This window comes from Collinsella sp. An268 (genome assembly GCF_002159765.1).
In the GTDB taxonomy this organism is placed as follows: domain Bacteria; phylum Actinomycetota; class Coriobacteriia; order Coriobacteriales; family Coriobacteriaceae; genus Coprousia.
On sequence record NZ_NFJH01000014.1, the window covers coordinates 31,769 to 45,488 of the forward strand.

Consider the following 13,720-nt stretch of genomic DNA (forward strand, 5'->3'; position numbering starts at 1 on the left):
CCTACATATGGCCCGTTCGTCTAGCGGTTTAGGACGCCGCCCTCTCAAGGCGGAGATCACCAGTTCGAATCTGGTACGGGCTACCAAGACTTTCCAGAACCGGCGCAAGCCGGTTCTTTGCTATCTGTGCGATCACTTGGTCCCATGCCTTATGGTATGTGCCTAGCATCTCATGCGCGCCCTCAACGCCTCAGCCTTTGCCTGCGGCGGCCTTTACACTCCCGTCCCAAAAATCTTAGAAATTGGGGCTTGCGTCCCGGACGCCGGTGCCGTAATATACCTACTTGCGCAAGCGGGAACGCAAGCGTGCGAATGAACCATTGGGATGTCGTCTAATGGCAGGACAGCGGATTCTGGTTCCGTCAATGGGGGTTCGACTCCCTCCATCCCAGCCATTCGTTCATGGCCCGTTCGTCTAGCGGTTTAGGACGCCGCCCTCTCAAGGCGGAGATCACCAGTTCGAATCTGGTACGGGCTACCAAGACTGAGATACCCGGACTGACCCTGCGGTCGGTTCGGGTTTTTGTTTATGGCGAACCCTCGTAGAGGCCGAGTGCGGCCATCTCTTCCTTGACGTATTGTATGTCCACCCGCCGAGGGAAGAATTAGGGCAGATTGTACAGGCAGATTGTATACCTGGCTATATCGGTGGGAAAAGACCAGCTCAACGTGGGGAATAAAGCGGGCGGATTGCATACCGGGGTACAATCCGCTCGTTTTATCCCCTTCAGGCATGCAATCTGCCACTTCTCTCCCTCCCTTTCTTCGGCTATACAATCCACCCGGTTTCTCCCGATGACGTGTGGGCACGCCATCGGGCCTTCAGTTTTTTCCTCATCAGGTTGTGCATGCCGCTCGCGCCCGCTTCTTTGACGGGGCTCCCGCATGCGACGGGTGCGACAGCGCTGCTTTCTTACGTCGGCGCCCTTCGCGCACCGCTCTCATCTGTGGGCATCGTCGCGTCGCTTTGGAGTTTTCGCCGCATGCCAAATTGGCACGGTGAGCTCGCAGGGGTACGGTAGACTAGGAATGTTATCTGTCACGTGCCAGTCGGTAGACCGGCCGTCCTGTAGAGGAGCGCCATGTCGGATTCCTCCAAACATACCGCTCCGGCGCCTTCGGTCGATGCCGCCCCCGCGGGCGGTGACGACCACAAGGGTGCCCGCCGCGGCGCCATCTTTATCGGCCTTGTGCTCGTGGTGTACATCGTCTACCTCGTGGTCACGGGGCAGGTCGCCGATTTCATGGGCGCCATGCGCAACGTGCAGATCCCGTGGCTCGTCGTCGCGTGCCTGTGCATGGTCCTCTACATGCTCTTCGGCGTCGCCGCCTACGCCATCGCCGTATGGCTCGACCCCAACTCTCCCGTCGGCATCCGCGACCTCATCTCCGTCGAGATGAGCGGTATCTTCTTCGGCAACCTCACCCCCATGCAGGTCGGCTCCTCGCCCGCTCAGATCTACCGTCTCACCAAGTGCGGCATGAACGTGGGCGAAGCCGGCGCGACGCAGTTCACGCGCTTTCTGGTGTACCAGTTCGGCCTTGTGGCGTGGGGCGCCATCCTGCTGATCGCCAAGATGCCGTTCTTTGCCGAGAAGTACGGCGACATCACGCTGCTCTGCGTCTTCAGCTTTGGCGGGCATGCGTTGCTGCTGCTCGCCATCATGGCCATCTGCCTCATGCCCAACACCGTCGTGCGTCTGGGCCGCTGGGTCCTCCTCGTTCTCGCGCGTCTCGGGCTGGCGACGAGCAAGATCGACGGCTGGCGCACCTTCCTCGACACAGAGGTCCACGCGTTCTCGGACAAGTTCAAGATCTCCATGGCGCACGGCAGCTCGATGCTCCTCACCGTGGTCATTACCATGGTGCAGCTCGGGTTCTTCTACCTGGTGCCGTACTTCCTCATGCTCTCCTTCGGCCATCACGATGTCGATTTCTTCTCCGTCATGGCCGCCTCCGCCTTTGTGCAGCTGCTGTCCTCCGCCGTGCCGCTTCCCGGCGGTACCGGTGGCGCCGAGGGTGGCTTCGCGCTCTTCTTGGGCCACTTCTACGGCTCCGCGGCGACGGCGGGCTATCTCCTGTGGCGCCTCATCACCTTTATCGCGCCGACCATCATCGCCGCCCCCATGCTCGGGCTCAAGAGCGCGCACCGGGCGACCATCCACGAGCGCTGGGCGCGCTTCTCGGGTCGGTACGCCCCGGTCTCCGCGAAGAAGCGCGCGGCGCGGGACGAGCGGGTGGCGTCCGCGCCTGCCTCCTCTCATGAGGCGCACCATGATGCGGGCACGTCGGGATCGTCCTCTACCTCGCCCGTTGCGGCCGAGGCGCGCGACGTGAAGGCTCCTGCTGCGGCCGCGGTGGCCGTTGCCGATGCGGCCGGGAGCCCCGCCACCGTTCCGGGCGCGCGCACGGCAGCCCCGCGCAAGGCCGCTCCCAAGAAGAAGGCGGCGCCCAAGGCGCGCGTGCGGCGCACGGCGGAGGGCATCACGGTCACGCCCGCACCGCGCCGCAAGAAGCGCCCGCAGGCATAGGGGGACGCCCGAGAGGGCTGCGGTGCCCCGCGGGCGTCACTGGTACCTGAGGCAGCTCACCGGGTCGAGCTTGGCCGCGCGCCGCGCCGGATAGAATCCGAACACCACGCCGATGGCGATGCTCAGCCCCACGGCGATCGCCACCGCCTCCATCGAGACCGTCGGCGTGATCTGCGCGGTATCTCCGCCCATGCCGCCGAGGGCGCCCATGAGCCCGAACGCGCTCACGGCGATGGCGAGCCCCCACGAGACGAGGTAGCCCATGACCGTGCCGATGATGCCGCCGGTCACGCAGAGCGTCGCCGACTCCATGAGGAACTGCCGCGTGATATCGCCCCGCGTGGCGCCGAGCGCGCGCCGGACGCCGATCTCGCGGATGCGCTCCGTAACGTTGGTGAGCATCATGTTCATGATGCCGATGCCGCCCACGACGAGCGAGATCCCCGCCACGGATCCCATGATGAGCGAGAACGCGTTCATGAAGCCGTTCATCGCATCGATCTCGGACTTCATGGAGTAGACGTAGACGTTGTCCTCCACCTGGTCCTCCGGTATATCGAGCAGCTTTCCCACCCGCTCCTGCGTGAGGCTCATCACCTGGTCGATGTCGGCGCCCTCCCGCACGAAGCCGATGACCTGCGAGAGGTATTCGTAGCCGCCGCCAAAGTCGGCGAGAACGGTGGAGAGCGGCATGTAGACGGTGATGTAGGTGCTCCCGCCGCCGCCCGTCTGCGGCATGCCCTCGTCGATGCCGACGATCTGATAGTCGCGCCCGCCCAAGCTGACCGACTTGCCCACCACGTTCGCATCGGAGCTGCCGAACAGGGCCTGCGCGCCGAGGCGATCGATGATCATCACGCGGGCCGCGGTCGCCTCGTCCTCCGCGGTGAAGAGCCTCCCCGAGGCGAGCGATACGGCCCCGGTGAGCGTGAGGAACCGCTCCTCCGCACCGGTGATGCCCACGTCCACGGAGCCGTCGGCGCCCGTCGTCTGCGCGTACCCGTACGCCGAGCCCACGATCTCCTCGTATTCAGGCATGAGGCGCCGCAGGTCGGTGAGGTCGTCTAGGGTCATCTGGTACGAGGGGGAGATGTAGACGGCGCGCGCCGCATTGAGCCCGAGGCCCGCCACGAGGGAGTTGCGCACGCCGCCAATGAGCGAGGTCATGGCGATGACGGCGGCGATGCCGATGACGATGCCGAGGATGGTGAGGAGGCTCCTGCCCCGGTTTGCCTCGAGGGCGTGGAGCGCCTCGTGGATGAGGTCGCGGGCACTCATCGCGGACCTCCTAACAGCACGGCGGGCGGGTTCGGCACCGCGGCGTTCTCGTGATACAGGCGACCGTCGCGAATCGAGACGGCACGGTCTGCCGCCGCGGCGACGCCTGGGTCGTGCGTGATGAGCACGATGGTCTTGCCGGCATCTCTCAGCGCGCGGAAGGTGTCGAGCACGAGCGCGCCGGTGCGCGTGTCGAGGTTGCCGGTCGGCTCGTCGGCAAGAAGGATGGGCGGGTCGTTGACGAGCGCCCGCGCTATGGCCACGCGCTGCATCTGGCCGCCCGAGAGCTCGCTCACCCGGTGGTCGTAATGGTCCACGCCTAAGCCCGCCGCGCGCAGGGCGGCGACGGCGCGGGGCTCGCGGCGGGCGCGGGGCGCGCCGGTGTACGCGAGCGGCAGCATCACGTTCTCGAGCACGGTGAGGCGCGGCAGCAGGTTGAAGCTCTGGAAGACGAAGCCGATGGTCTCGGCGCGGACCTCCGAGAGCTCGTCATCGGTGAGGGCGGATACATCGAGCCCGGCGAGCCGGTAGGTGCCCGCCGTCGGGGTGTCGAGGCAGCCGATGATGTTCATGAGGGTCGACTTGCCCGAGCCCGAGGGGCCCGTGATGGCCACGAACTCGCCGCGGGAGACCGTGAAGTCGATATGGTGCAGGACGTGCGCGAACCCCGCCTCGGACTCAAAGATCCGGTGGATGCCGTGCATCTCGATCACGGGCCTCATAGCGCGGCCCCGTCTGCGGCGGCGCCCCCGCCCGCTGTGCCGGACAGGTCGCCCGCGAAGCCCATGCCCCCCGAGATGACGAGGGTCTCGCCGTCCGTCAGGGGCGCCGGGGGCAGCACCTCCTGCCCCTCGGGCACCGCGGCGCCCTCGATCGCGCCCACCACGGCGAAGTCGGCGTTGCGCGCATAGACCTCTACGTCGCGCCGCTCGGTCTCATGCGTCTCGGGGTCGACCTCGACCTGCACGTAGTACGACGTCCCGTCGTCGGTCATGAGCGCCATGGTGGGGACCATCACCACCTGATCGAGCTTCTCGGTCATAAGCGAGACCTGGGCGGTCATGCCGGGCTTGAGGCGCGGGTCGGGCGCGGGCACGAGGACGTCCACGGCGAAGGTCACCGAGGAGCCGTCTCCGTAGTACGCCATGTCGGACGAGCCCGATGCGATCGACGCGATGGCGTTGACCGTGCCGTCGAGCGTGAGGTTGTCGAACGCGGGGAAGGTGAGGCGCGCCTGCTGCCCGATGGCCACCTGCGCGATATCCTCCTCGCTCACCTGGACGGTCACCTTCATCTGCGAGAGGTCGGCGATCTGCATGAGCGGCCCCGCGCCCGAGGAGCCCGATGACGCCGCGTCGGCGAGATTCGCGCCCACCTGGGCGTTGAGGGTCACCACGCTGCCCCCGATGGGGCTCGTGACGGTGCGCTCCGCCGCCCGGGCGTTCGCCTGATCGAGCGCCGCCTGCGCCGCCTCCACGGAGCGCTGCGCGGCGTTGACCGCGTCCTGTGCAGCAGCGACGTCTACCGGGGAGGTCTCGAGCGCGGCCCCGGTCTCCGGGTCGACGGGCGCGGGGCGCGCGGCCTCCTGCTGCGCCTGTCCGAGGGCGCGGTCCGCCGCGCGCTTCTCCTCCTGCGCCGCGGAGAGGGCACGCGCGGCATCGGCGACGGCGGCGTCGAGCCCCGGGTTGTCGATAACGAGCAGCACATCCCCGGCGTTGACCTGCTGGCCGGCTGATACGCGCACCTCGGCGATCGTGCCATCGACCGTGGGCGCGATGACGGTGGACGAGAGCGGCTCGAGCTTGCCGCGGGCGTCCACCTCGGTGGTGTAGGTGCCCGCGGTGACGAAGTCGACGATGGGCTCGTAGGTCTCCTCGGGCTGGCGGTTAAGGAGCGCTGCGGCGACGGCGCCGATAAGGACGATGGCGAGGATGATTCCGAGGGCGATGCCGCGATGGATGAGTTTGCGGCGCCGGCGCTCGGCCCGGCGCGCCTTGAGGGCGGCGTAGGCCTCAGCGTCCTCGGGGCCGAGGGTGGCGGGGTCGGGGAGCGCGGGCTCCGAGCCCCTGCCTGGGAGCGCGGTGGTGAGGCGTTCGCGCAGGGTACGGGTGTCTTGCGAAGAACGGTTCATAGGGGCTCCTCTGCGAGCGCGGTTGTGCGTGCCGGTATGAGCATACGATAGGGGTCGGCAGAAGCGGGGAGGAAATACTTAAGGTCTGCGAAAGGTTGCAGGGAAGGCCCGGACGTCCCAGCGGCCCTGTCTGTGCCATAGCGAGCGGGGGCGCCTTCCCTTATAGGGAGGGGGTTGAAATAAATAACCCCCTATGGACAAAAAGTGCATCGAAATAATGATCGACCCCCTACACGATCGGCATGTGGATGCCCTATCGTCGTCAATTCACGGTCGCCGGGCGGTCTTGACGGTCTTTTTTGGCGTGAAACGGGCTTATCGAGCAGTATTGCGGCGTGATTTCAGCATACTTCGGGGGGGGGTTCTTTATTATTTCGATGCGGGTTTTGTCCACAGGGGGTTAATTAAAGGACTAAGGAAGACGCATCTGAGCGCAGGGTCGGGTGGGATTGCCCGACTGACGTTGCGGCGGGCGGCGCGACCGTGTCGGCCGCGCCGCCCGGGAGCGCTAGATGGCGTCGGTGCGCAGCGCCTCGACGACGCTCGAGCTCCGGCTCTTGGTGAGGGCGTATACGCAGCTCACCAAGATGATGCCCGCCACCAGGGCAAACGAGAGCGCTACCTGCGCCCACGGCAGCCGGAAGGTATAGGTGGAGTACGAGAGCATCATGGATTGGTAGAGGCCGAAGGAGGCGAGAAGCGCCACGACGAAGCCGATGGCGAAGCCGCGCAGGGCGTAGCTCGCGCACTCGTAGGCGATCATCCGGCGGAAGGCCCGGTTGCCCATGCCGATGGACTTGAGCATGGCGAACTCCCGACGGCGCAGCATGAGGGCGTTCGCGAGCGTGTTGAAGACGTTCGTGACAGCGATGAGTCCGGTGATGACGGCGAAGCAGTAGATGAACGTGTTGACCGTCGTGGCCATGAGGCGGGCTTGCAGCTTGCCTTGGGCGACGTTGGTGTAGGTGATGTCGAGCTCGGGGAAGTCGCGCGCGATGGCGGTGAGGTCCTCCTCTGCATCGGCGGCGCGCTCGGCATCGCCCCCGGCGTCGAACGTCATGGTCGCGCGCAGATAGCCGCAGGTGTCGGAGAGGGCGATCGCGGATGCGGGCAGGACGAGCTTGATGGTGCCGGACGCCGTCGTGCAGGCTGGGGCATGGTCGGCGAGGGCACCGACCTCGATGGTGTCGACGCGTGCGACGGCGTCTGCGAGCGGGAGCAGGTGCTCGGTCCCGTTATCATCGAAATACTGGGCGCACGGGGTGCCGTCCGGGCCGTCCACGATACCGGAGACGAAGCGGCCGTCGAGGTCGGCGTACTCGAGGAACTCAACGGAGCCGGTGGTCGCGAGCGGTCGGTAATTACCGTACGTCTCGCCGTCGTGCACGTCGTAGGAGTTGACGGCGATGGCGCGCGGATGCGCCGGATCGCAGAACGTGTCCTGCGAAAAGCCGAGCTCGTCCACGTAGGCCCGCCAGCTCGCATCGTCGATGAACTCGACGTAGGCGCTCCCGTACCAGCGTCCGTCTGCGAGGGCGGGCGCGCTGCCCTCGAGGCGGGTTACGTCATCGGTGAGCATCGACGCGGGGAAGAGCGCGTCCGCCACATAGCTCGTGGTGTAGCCGCCCGCCTGCGCGCCGTCCAGCGTCTGCGCCTCGGTGTAGAAGCGCTCGAGCGCCTGCTGCATGGCGGGCCCGTCCACCTTGCCGTTGGCGAGCGCAAGGGTCTGGTCGGCCTCGGCGCCGGTGGCGTCGATGTAGAGGATGAGGTCCTGGCCCTCCATCGTGTCGATGGCGGTGCCGCTCGCATAGCTCATGACGTCGGCGATGGATCCCGAGGTGATGAGAAGGGCGACCGAGACGGCGAGCGCGGCGACGGTCACGCGGCCCTTGGAGGAGCTCCGGGTGAGGTTCTTGTGGGCGATGAGGCCGGGGATGCCGAAGAGCCGGCCCGCGATGCCGAGCGGACGGGCGAGAGCGCTCTCGCCGCCGCGGGCGCCCCGACGCTCGGCGCGGCGCTGGGCACGCTGGGCGGCACGGCTCGGCCGCACGTCTTGCGTCTGGCGAATCGCGTCGACGGCGGAGACGCGGCTCGCGCGCCGCGCGGGGAGCCACGCGCTCAAAAGCAGTGTGACGAGGCCGAGCGCCGCGGCGATGGCGAGCGCGCCGGGGCTCACGACCACGGCTGCGGCGGAGCCCCCGGTGACGGCGATTATCCCCTCGCCGAGCAGGCCGAAGACGGTGAAGCAGCCGATGAGCCCGAGGGCAAGGCCGACCGGGACGCCGACGGCCCCGATAAGGAGTGCCTCGGTGAGCACTGTGCGGCGGAGCTGCCGGCGGCTCGCGCCGAGGGAGGAGAGGAGGCCGAACTGGCGCGTGCGCTCCGCGACGGAGATGGCGAAGCTGTTGTAGACGAGCGATACGCCCGCCACGACGACGATGGCGGCGAGGATCGCGGCGATCTGGTAGAGGGTGTTCCAGATGGCGGTGTCCGGCGTGACGCCCATCCAACGCAGCAGCGAGCTGTGCTCGGTGGCGAGCGTCTCGCTTTTACCGGCGTGCGAGAGGTCCTCGGCAACGCCGATTGCCCGAGCGGGGTCATCGGTGCGGATGAGAAGCGAGGCCCAGGTGGCATCGCTCTCATCGGTCGTGACGCGCTCGAGCGCGTCCTCGTCGTACACGTAGGCGCTGTTGCCCTGCATAGCCATGATGCTCGAATACCCTATGGAGCGGTAGAACCCGACGACCTGCGCCGTGAGCGTGCCGAGGTCGGCGGCAAAGCCGTCGCGCTGGGTGTCCGCGTCGAGGTAGGTGCCGTTATACGAGGTGGCCGTAAAGGTGGAGCCGTCATCGAGGTTCGTGACGGTGCGCGTGCCGAGGGCGAGCTCGACCGTGCTACCGAGTGCGATGGCCCCGCCGTCAGCCGTCGCTATGCCGCAGGGTGCGAGGGAGACGTTCTGCAGGTAGTGGGGGAGCACGATCTCGCCGGGAGCCTGAGGGGCCCTGCCGGCGACGAGCTCGGGCGCGGCTACGAGCGGTTCGGCGGAGTCGTCCGTCGCGGGCCACGATTTCGCGTAGAGATAGGAGCCAAAGAGGTCGCTGTTATCCTCCCCGAGGGAGACGGCGCCGAGCTCGGCCACGGCCGTCCAGTCGACGATCTCGGGGTCGTTCTCCGCCGCGGCCACGCCCTCGCCGGTCACATCGATGGCCTCGGCGTACCACCAGCCCTCGTCCGCCGCCGTGCGCTCGATGAGCAGGCGGGAGAGCGATACGACGCTCGTGAGCACGGCGGTGATGAGCGCGACGGAGAGCGCGACACCGATGATGGAGACAACGGTGCGGGTGCGGTTCTTGACGAGCGACTTGATGGTGAAGCGGGTGAAGATGCTCATCTCAGCGCACCTCCCGACGGCGCTCGTCGCGGACGAGCCGGCCATCCTCAATGGCGATGACGCGGTCGGCCATGAGCGCGATGTCCTCGTCGTGCGTGATGACGATGAGTGTCTGCTTGAGCTGGCGGTTGGAGGCGCGCAGGAGCTTCATGATCTCGGTCGAGTTTTTGGAGTCGAGGTTGCCGGTGGGCTCGTCGGCGAGCACGACCGCGGGCGCGTTCATGAGGGCGCGGCCGATGGCGACGCGCTGCTGCTGGCCGCCGGAGAGCTGGTTGGGGAGGGCGTGCTCGCGCCCCGTGAGCTTGAGGGCGCCGAGCAGCATCTTGAGGCGGGCGGCGTTGACCTCGCGGCCGTCCATGAGGACCGGAAGCGTGATGTTCTCGACCACGTCGAGCACGGGGATGAGGTTGTAGAACTGGTAGACGAGGCCCACCTCGCGGCGGCGGAAGACGGCGAGTTCCTCGTCGGTGCGGGCGAAGATATCCTGGCCCTGCAGGCGGACGGTGCCCGAGGTGGGGCGGTCGACGCCGCCCATGAGGTGCAGAAGCGTCGACTTGCCCGAGCCCGAGCTGCCGATGATGGCGATGAACTCGCCGGCCTCAACGGTAAACGAGACGTCGTCGAGCGCGGTCACGGCGGTATCGCCGGTGCCGTACGTACGGGTGAGGTGCTCCACGGAGAGGATGTTCATGGTACGTCCCATCGATCGTGGGTGAATAGGTCACCTACGATACTGGACTCGGCCGCTTGCTGCCACGTGACCGGCGTGTGACAGATCAGTCACCTTGTCGAGGTGTCGGGGCTACACGGCGACGTCTTTGAAGAAGGTGAAGGTGAAGAGCGCTCCCGTTACGGCGCCGGAGGCATCCCGCGCGTTCTCGGCCGTCAGGGTGCCGCCCTGCGCCGTCACGAGCGCCCGGGCGAGCGAGAGGCCGATGCCGACGCCCGCCGGTATGACGAGGGCGGCACCGTCTGGCGCGGGGCTGCCGCCGGATCGCTTCTCCCCACGGTCCGCTGATGCGGCGCTGCCCCGGTAGAACCGCTCGAAGATATGGGGAAGGTCCGCCTCGGCGATGCCAGGCCCCGTATCCGTTACGCGGATACGGCAGGCGATGAGGTCCTCGCGGGCGCTCACCGTCACGCGCCCGCCCGCGGGGGTGTGCTCGAGGCAGTTCTTGAGGACGTTGCCGAGGGCCTCGGTCGTCCACGCCGCGTCGCCCGCAAAGCTCGCTCCGTCCTCGATGTCTTGCACGAGCTCCACATCGGCGAGGTCGAAGGCGATGGCGAGAGGCGCGGCGGCGCGTTCGGTGAGCGAGGCGACCGCCACGGGCTCGCGGGCGAAGGCAAGGGCGCCCGCGTCGAGCTGCGCCAGGCGAAGCAGGGTGGAGACCAGGTCCTCGACCCGCATCTCGAGCGCCTCGATCTGACGGAGCCTCTCGACGGTCTGGGGGCGGGCGCCGTCGGCGGAGAGGTCCTTGCGCACCAGCTCGGTGGTGAGCGAGAGCGCAGTAAGCGGAGTTTTGAGCTGGTGCGAGATGTCGGCGAGCGCGTCAGCGAGGCGGGTGCGCTCGGCGGCGAGGTCATCTGCGGTGAGGGTGAGGCGGAGGACCATCTTGTCGAGCTCGCTCGCGAGCACGGCGATCTCGCCCTCGTCCATACGGTCGAACGAGAGCTCGCGCTCGCCGTGGAGCACGGCGTCGAGGTTTCCCGCCATCGTGCGGAGTGCCCGGTAGCGCCGATAGGTGAGAATGAGAAAGGGAGCCGCCGCCGCCATAGCGGCCCCGATGCCGAGGGCCGCCCCGCGGAGGCCGGCGAGGGCGTTTCCTGCCAGGGCGGCGCCGATGGCGAGGGCGAGCCAGAGGGCGAGCGTGCGCGCGAGCTCGCGGTTGCGGGCGATCACCGGGGCCTACCCTAGGGCTTTGTAGCCGAGGCCGCGCACCGTGGTGATGAGGGCGGGGTGCGCGGGGTCGTCTTCGATCTTGTCGCGCAGGCGCTTGATGTAGACCGTGAGGGTGTTCTCCTCGATGTAGGTCCCCGCATCGTCCCACAGCGCGTCGCGGATCTGCTCGCGGGTGATGAGCTTGCCCGCGTGTGTCGCGAAGAGCAGGAGCAGCCGGTACTCCAGCGCGGAGAGGACGATCTCGGCGCCGGCGCGGGTGACCTGCGCGCGGTCGGGGTCGATGGTGAGCTCACCCAGGCTGAGAAGCCGGCGAGCCGGCGGCTGCGCGCGCCGCAGCGTCGCGGCGATGCGCGCGAGGAGCTCCCGCGGGCGGAATGGCTTGGCGATGTAGTCGTCCGCCCCGAGCTCGAGGCCGGTGACGGTGGTGAACTCGTCGCTCGATGCCGTGAGGAAGATGACAGGAAGCGCCGGAGCGGCATGCTTGAGGGCGCCGCATACGGCGAGGCCGTTGCCCTGCGCAAGCGTGACGTCGAGCAGTACGAGGTCGTAGGGGGCGCGCCCGGTCGCGACGCCGGAAGCCCCGGGAAGGGCGCGGGCGAGGGCTTCGTCCTGGGCGGAGGCGATGTCGACGGCATAGCCCTCGGCACGGAGGAGCTCGGTGAGGGCGGAGACGATCGCCGGATCGTCCTCCACAAGCAGGATGCGCGCTGACATACGGTGGTCCTTCGGGCCTCGGGCCGCGGCCATCAGTAGTGGACGACGACGCAGTCGCCCTCTTGTAGCAGGTCGTAGAGCTGCTGCACCTTGTCGTAGGGCGTGTTGATGCAGCCGTGGCTGCCGTAGGTGTGGTAGGCGCTCGGATCGCTGAAGACCCAATCGGGCTGCCAGCTCGCGTCGTGGAAGCCCCATGCGTTGCCCTTCCAGGCGATCCAGTACTCCACGGGGCTGATGTACTCGGGCTCGCCGGTCTCGGGGTCCTTGTCGGGGCTCACGAGGTTGATGTTGCGCGCCTTGTAGTTGACCTTGTACACACCGGTGGGGGTGTCGTCCGACCCGTTGTCGAGACCGGTCACCACGCCGGTCTCCCAGATGAGGTTGCCGTTCTCGTCGTAGAGGCGCGCGTGCTGCTCGGTGATGTCGACGTCGACGTACTTCTTCCAGTCGGGCTGGCCGGCCCCGGCGTAGGTGTCGCCCTCAGACGATGCGGGAACGGCGATCTCGCCCGTCTGATGGTTGGCGACGGCGTCCTGCACCGATTGGACGAGCGCCGCCTCGTCGACGGACCAGCCGAACGTGCCCCCGCTCACGGTGACGGTCTTGCCGTCCGGACGGGTGTAGGTGCGCTCGGTGCCCACCGTGTTCATCTGCGCGGCGAGGTTGTGCGCCCACTGGGTCACGGCGTCCTGGTTCAAGGTGGGCTCCGTCTGGGCGTCGAAGGTGATCCACGGGCCTATGACGCTCGCGTCGAGCGTGGCTGCCACGGAATCTCCCAGCTTGAACGTGACGTTGGTGCCCAAGAAGGCGTTTGCGGCGTCGCAGTCGGCCTGCATGTCCTCGGGCGCGGGTTCCCCGTCGAGCGGCAGGTAGAGGTCCTCGCCGAGCTCGGCGAGCTCAAAGGTCGCCTCGAGGTCGCCAAGCGCCGTGAGCGCCCCGGTGATGATGGCGTCGCGGTTGAGACGGCGCGACTCGTAGGCCTTCTCGGGCACGAAGAGCCCCTGCTCGGCGTCCCAGGCGGTCTGCGCGGTAAACGCCCCGCCGCGGCCCGCGTTGAAGGTGTCGATGGCCTCGCCGAGGCTCGTCTCGAAGGCGGTGCGATCGAAGGCGGCTCCCAGAAGCGAGAGGTCGGGCTCGCCCGCCTCTTCTGCGGTCGCGGCAGCTGCGGCGGGGGTATCGGTCAGCGCCTGGTAGAGGCGGACGGGCCAGGCCCACGGCTCGTTTTGCGCCAAGCGGCGCTGAGCGGCGGCCTCGACATTGAAGATGTTCCGGCCGTCCTCGGGGGTGTACGTCCACGTAAAGCCGAGGTCCTCGTCGGCGACGGTGAGCGTGTAGCCCGCCACGGCGCCCTCGAGCTTTTCGGCCGCCGCGCCGCTCGTCTGCCAGGAGATGTCGACGCCGGCGAGGCTCGTGTGGGGATAGAACAGGAAGGTGAACGCAATCACGCCGCCCGCATAGGCGATGACGAGGAGCAGGGCGAGCGCGATGACGACGTTGCGCGCCACATGGCCCTTCCCGCGGCGCGGCTTCTTCTCGCTGCCGTGCGCTCCCTCGGGATTGCCGGGGGCGGGCGCGCCCGCAGGCGTCGTCATGCCCGCCGCGCGCTGCGTGCCCGCGCCGTGCGCCCCACCGGGGCGGCGATGGGCGCCGTGCGCCACCTGCATCGGGGCGACGACCGTCGGCTGCGCGGCAGCGTTCTGGGGGATAAAGGTGGTTGCGTCGGCCCCGGTGCCGCCGGAGGCCTGCGCCCTGGGGGTCTGGGGCCCTTGCGGGGC

Annotated in this window: 9 protein-coding genes and 3 tRNA genes; 4 read left to right on the plus strand and 8 right to left on the minus strand. The window is 68.0% G+C overall.

Annotation, left to right across the window (positions count from 1 at the left end):
* The first annotated feature begins 9 nt into the window (after positions 1-9).
* The 4 genes from B5F70_RS09640 to B5F70_RS09655 all read left to right on the plus strand — a co-directional run bounded on the left by B5F70_RS09640 (position 10) and on the right by B5F70_RS09655 (position 2,531).
* Positions 10-86 (plus strand) — tRNA-Glu (locus tag B5F70_RS09640).
* Between the two features lie 235 nt (positions 87-321).
* A tRNA-Gln gene (locus tag B5F70_RS09645) sits at positions 322-395 on the plus strand.
* A gap of 9 nt (positions 396-404) precedes the next feature.
* A tRNA-Glu gene (locus B5F70_RS09650) sits at positions 405-481 on the plus strand.
* Positions 482-1,082: 601 nt separating this feature from the next.
* Positions 1,083-2,531: a lysylphosphatidylglycerol synthase transmembrane domain-containing protein gene (locus tag B5F70_RS09655; protein WP_087205360.1), complete on the plus strand. Its 1,449-nt coding sequence runs from the start codon at positions 1,083-1,085 to the stop codon at positions 2,529-2,531.
* Between the two features lie 36 nt (positions 2,532-2,567).
* Here the strand turns inward: B5F70_RS09655 and B5F70_RS09660 are convergent, their stop codons facing one another.
* From B5F70_RS09660 to B5F70_RS09695, 8 genes are all read right to left on the minus strand, one after another.
* Entirely contained in the window at positions 2,568-3,809 is a 1,242-nt protein-coding gene (locus B5F70_RS09660; protein ID WP_087205361.1) for an ABC transporter permease, read from the minus strand.
* A complete protein-coding gene (locus B5F70_RS09665) occupies positions 3,806-4,531 on the minus strand; it encodes an ABC transporter ATP-binding protein (protein ID WP_087205362.1) in 726 nt (241 codons plus the stop codon). The genes B5F70_RS09660 and B5F70_RS09665 overlap by 4 nt, the downstream gene beginning before the upstream one ends.
* Positions 4,528-5,940, minus strand: coding sequence for an efflux RND transporter periplasmic adaptor subunit (locus tag B5F70_RS09670; RefSeq protein WP_087205363.1), 1,413 nt, complete (start codon positions 5,938-5,940; stop codon positions 4,528-4,530). The genes B5F70_RS09665 and B5F70_RS09670 overlap by 4 nt, the downstream gene beginning before the upstream one ends.
* 508 nt (positions 5,941-6,448) lie before the next feature.
* Entirely contained in the window at positions 6,449-9,331 is a 2,883-nt protein-coding gene (locus tag B5F70_RS09675; RefSeq protein ID WP_087205364.1) for an ABC transporter permease, read from the minus strand.
* Position 9,332: 1 nt separating this feature from the next.
* A complete protein-coding gene (locus B5F70_RS09680; RefSeq protein ID WP_087205365.1) occupies positions 9,333-10,022 on the minus strand; it encodes an ABC transporter ATP-binding protein in 690 nt (229 codons plus the stop codon).
* A gap of 111 nt (positions 10,023-10,133) precedes the next feature.
* Entirely contained in the window at positions 10,134-11,231 is a 1,098-nt protein-coding gene (locus B5F70_RS09685; RefSeq protein ID WP_241145969.1) for a HAMP domain-containing sensor histidine kinase, read from the minus strand.
* Positions 11,232-11,237: 6 nt separating this feature from the next.
* Positions 11,238-11,945, minus strand: a complete 708-nt coding sequence (locus B5F70_RS09690) for a response regulator transcription factor (protein ID WP_087205366.1) — start codon at positions 11,943-11,945, stop codon at positions 11,238-11,240.
* A 32-nt stretch (positions 11,946-11,977) separates the two neighbouring features.
* Positions 11,978-13,720 (minus strand): L,D-transpeptidase family protein (locus B5F70_RS09695; protein WP_087205367.1); only part of this gene is annotated, 1,743 nt, incomplete at its 5' end.

Bases quoted from the DNA above. Each gene is read 5' to 3' on its own strand.
- B5F70_RS09655 (WP_087205360.1), top strand. From the start codon at position 1,083: ATGTCGGATTCCTCCAAACATACCGCTCCGGCGCCTTCGGTCGATGCC.
- B5F70_RS09660 (WP_087205361.1), bottom strand. From the start codon at position 3,809: ATGAGTGCCCGCGACCTCATCCACGAGGCGCTCCACGCCCTCGAGGCA.
- B5F70_RS09665 (WP_087205362.1), bottom strand. From the start codon at position 4,531: ATGAGGCCCGTGATCGAGATGCACGGCATCCACCGGATCTTTGAGTCC.
- B5F70_RS09670 (WP_087205363.1), bottom strand. From the start codon at position 5,940: ATGAACCGTTCTTCGCAAGACACCCGTACCCTGCGCGAACGCCTCACC.
- B5F70_RS09675 (WP_087205364.1), bottom strand. From the start codon at position 9,331: ATGAGCATCTTCACCCGCTTCACCATCAAGTCGCTCGTCAAGAACCGC.
- B5F70_RS09680 (WP_087205365.1), bottom strand. From the start codon at position 10,022: ATGAACATCCTCTCCGTGGAGCACCTCACCCGTACGTACGGCACCGGC.
- B5F70_RS09690 (WP_087205366.1), bottom strand. From the start codon at position 11,945: ATGTCAGCGCGCATCCTGCTTGTGGAGGACGATCCGGCGATCGTCTCC.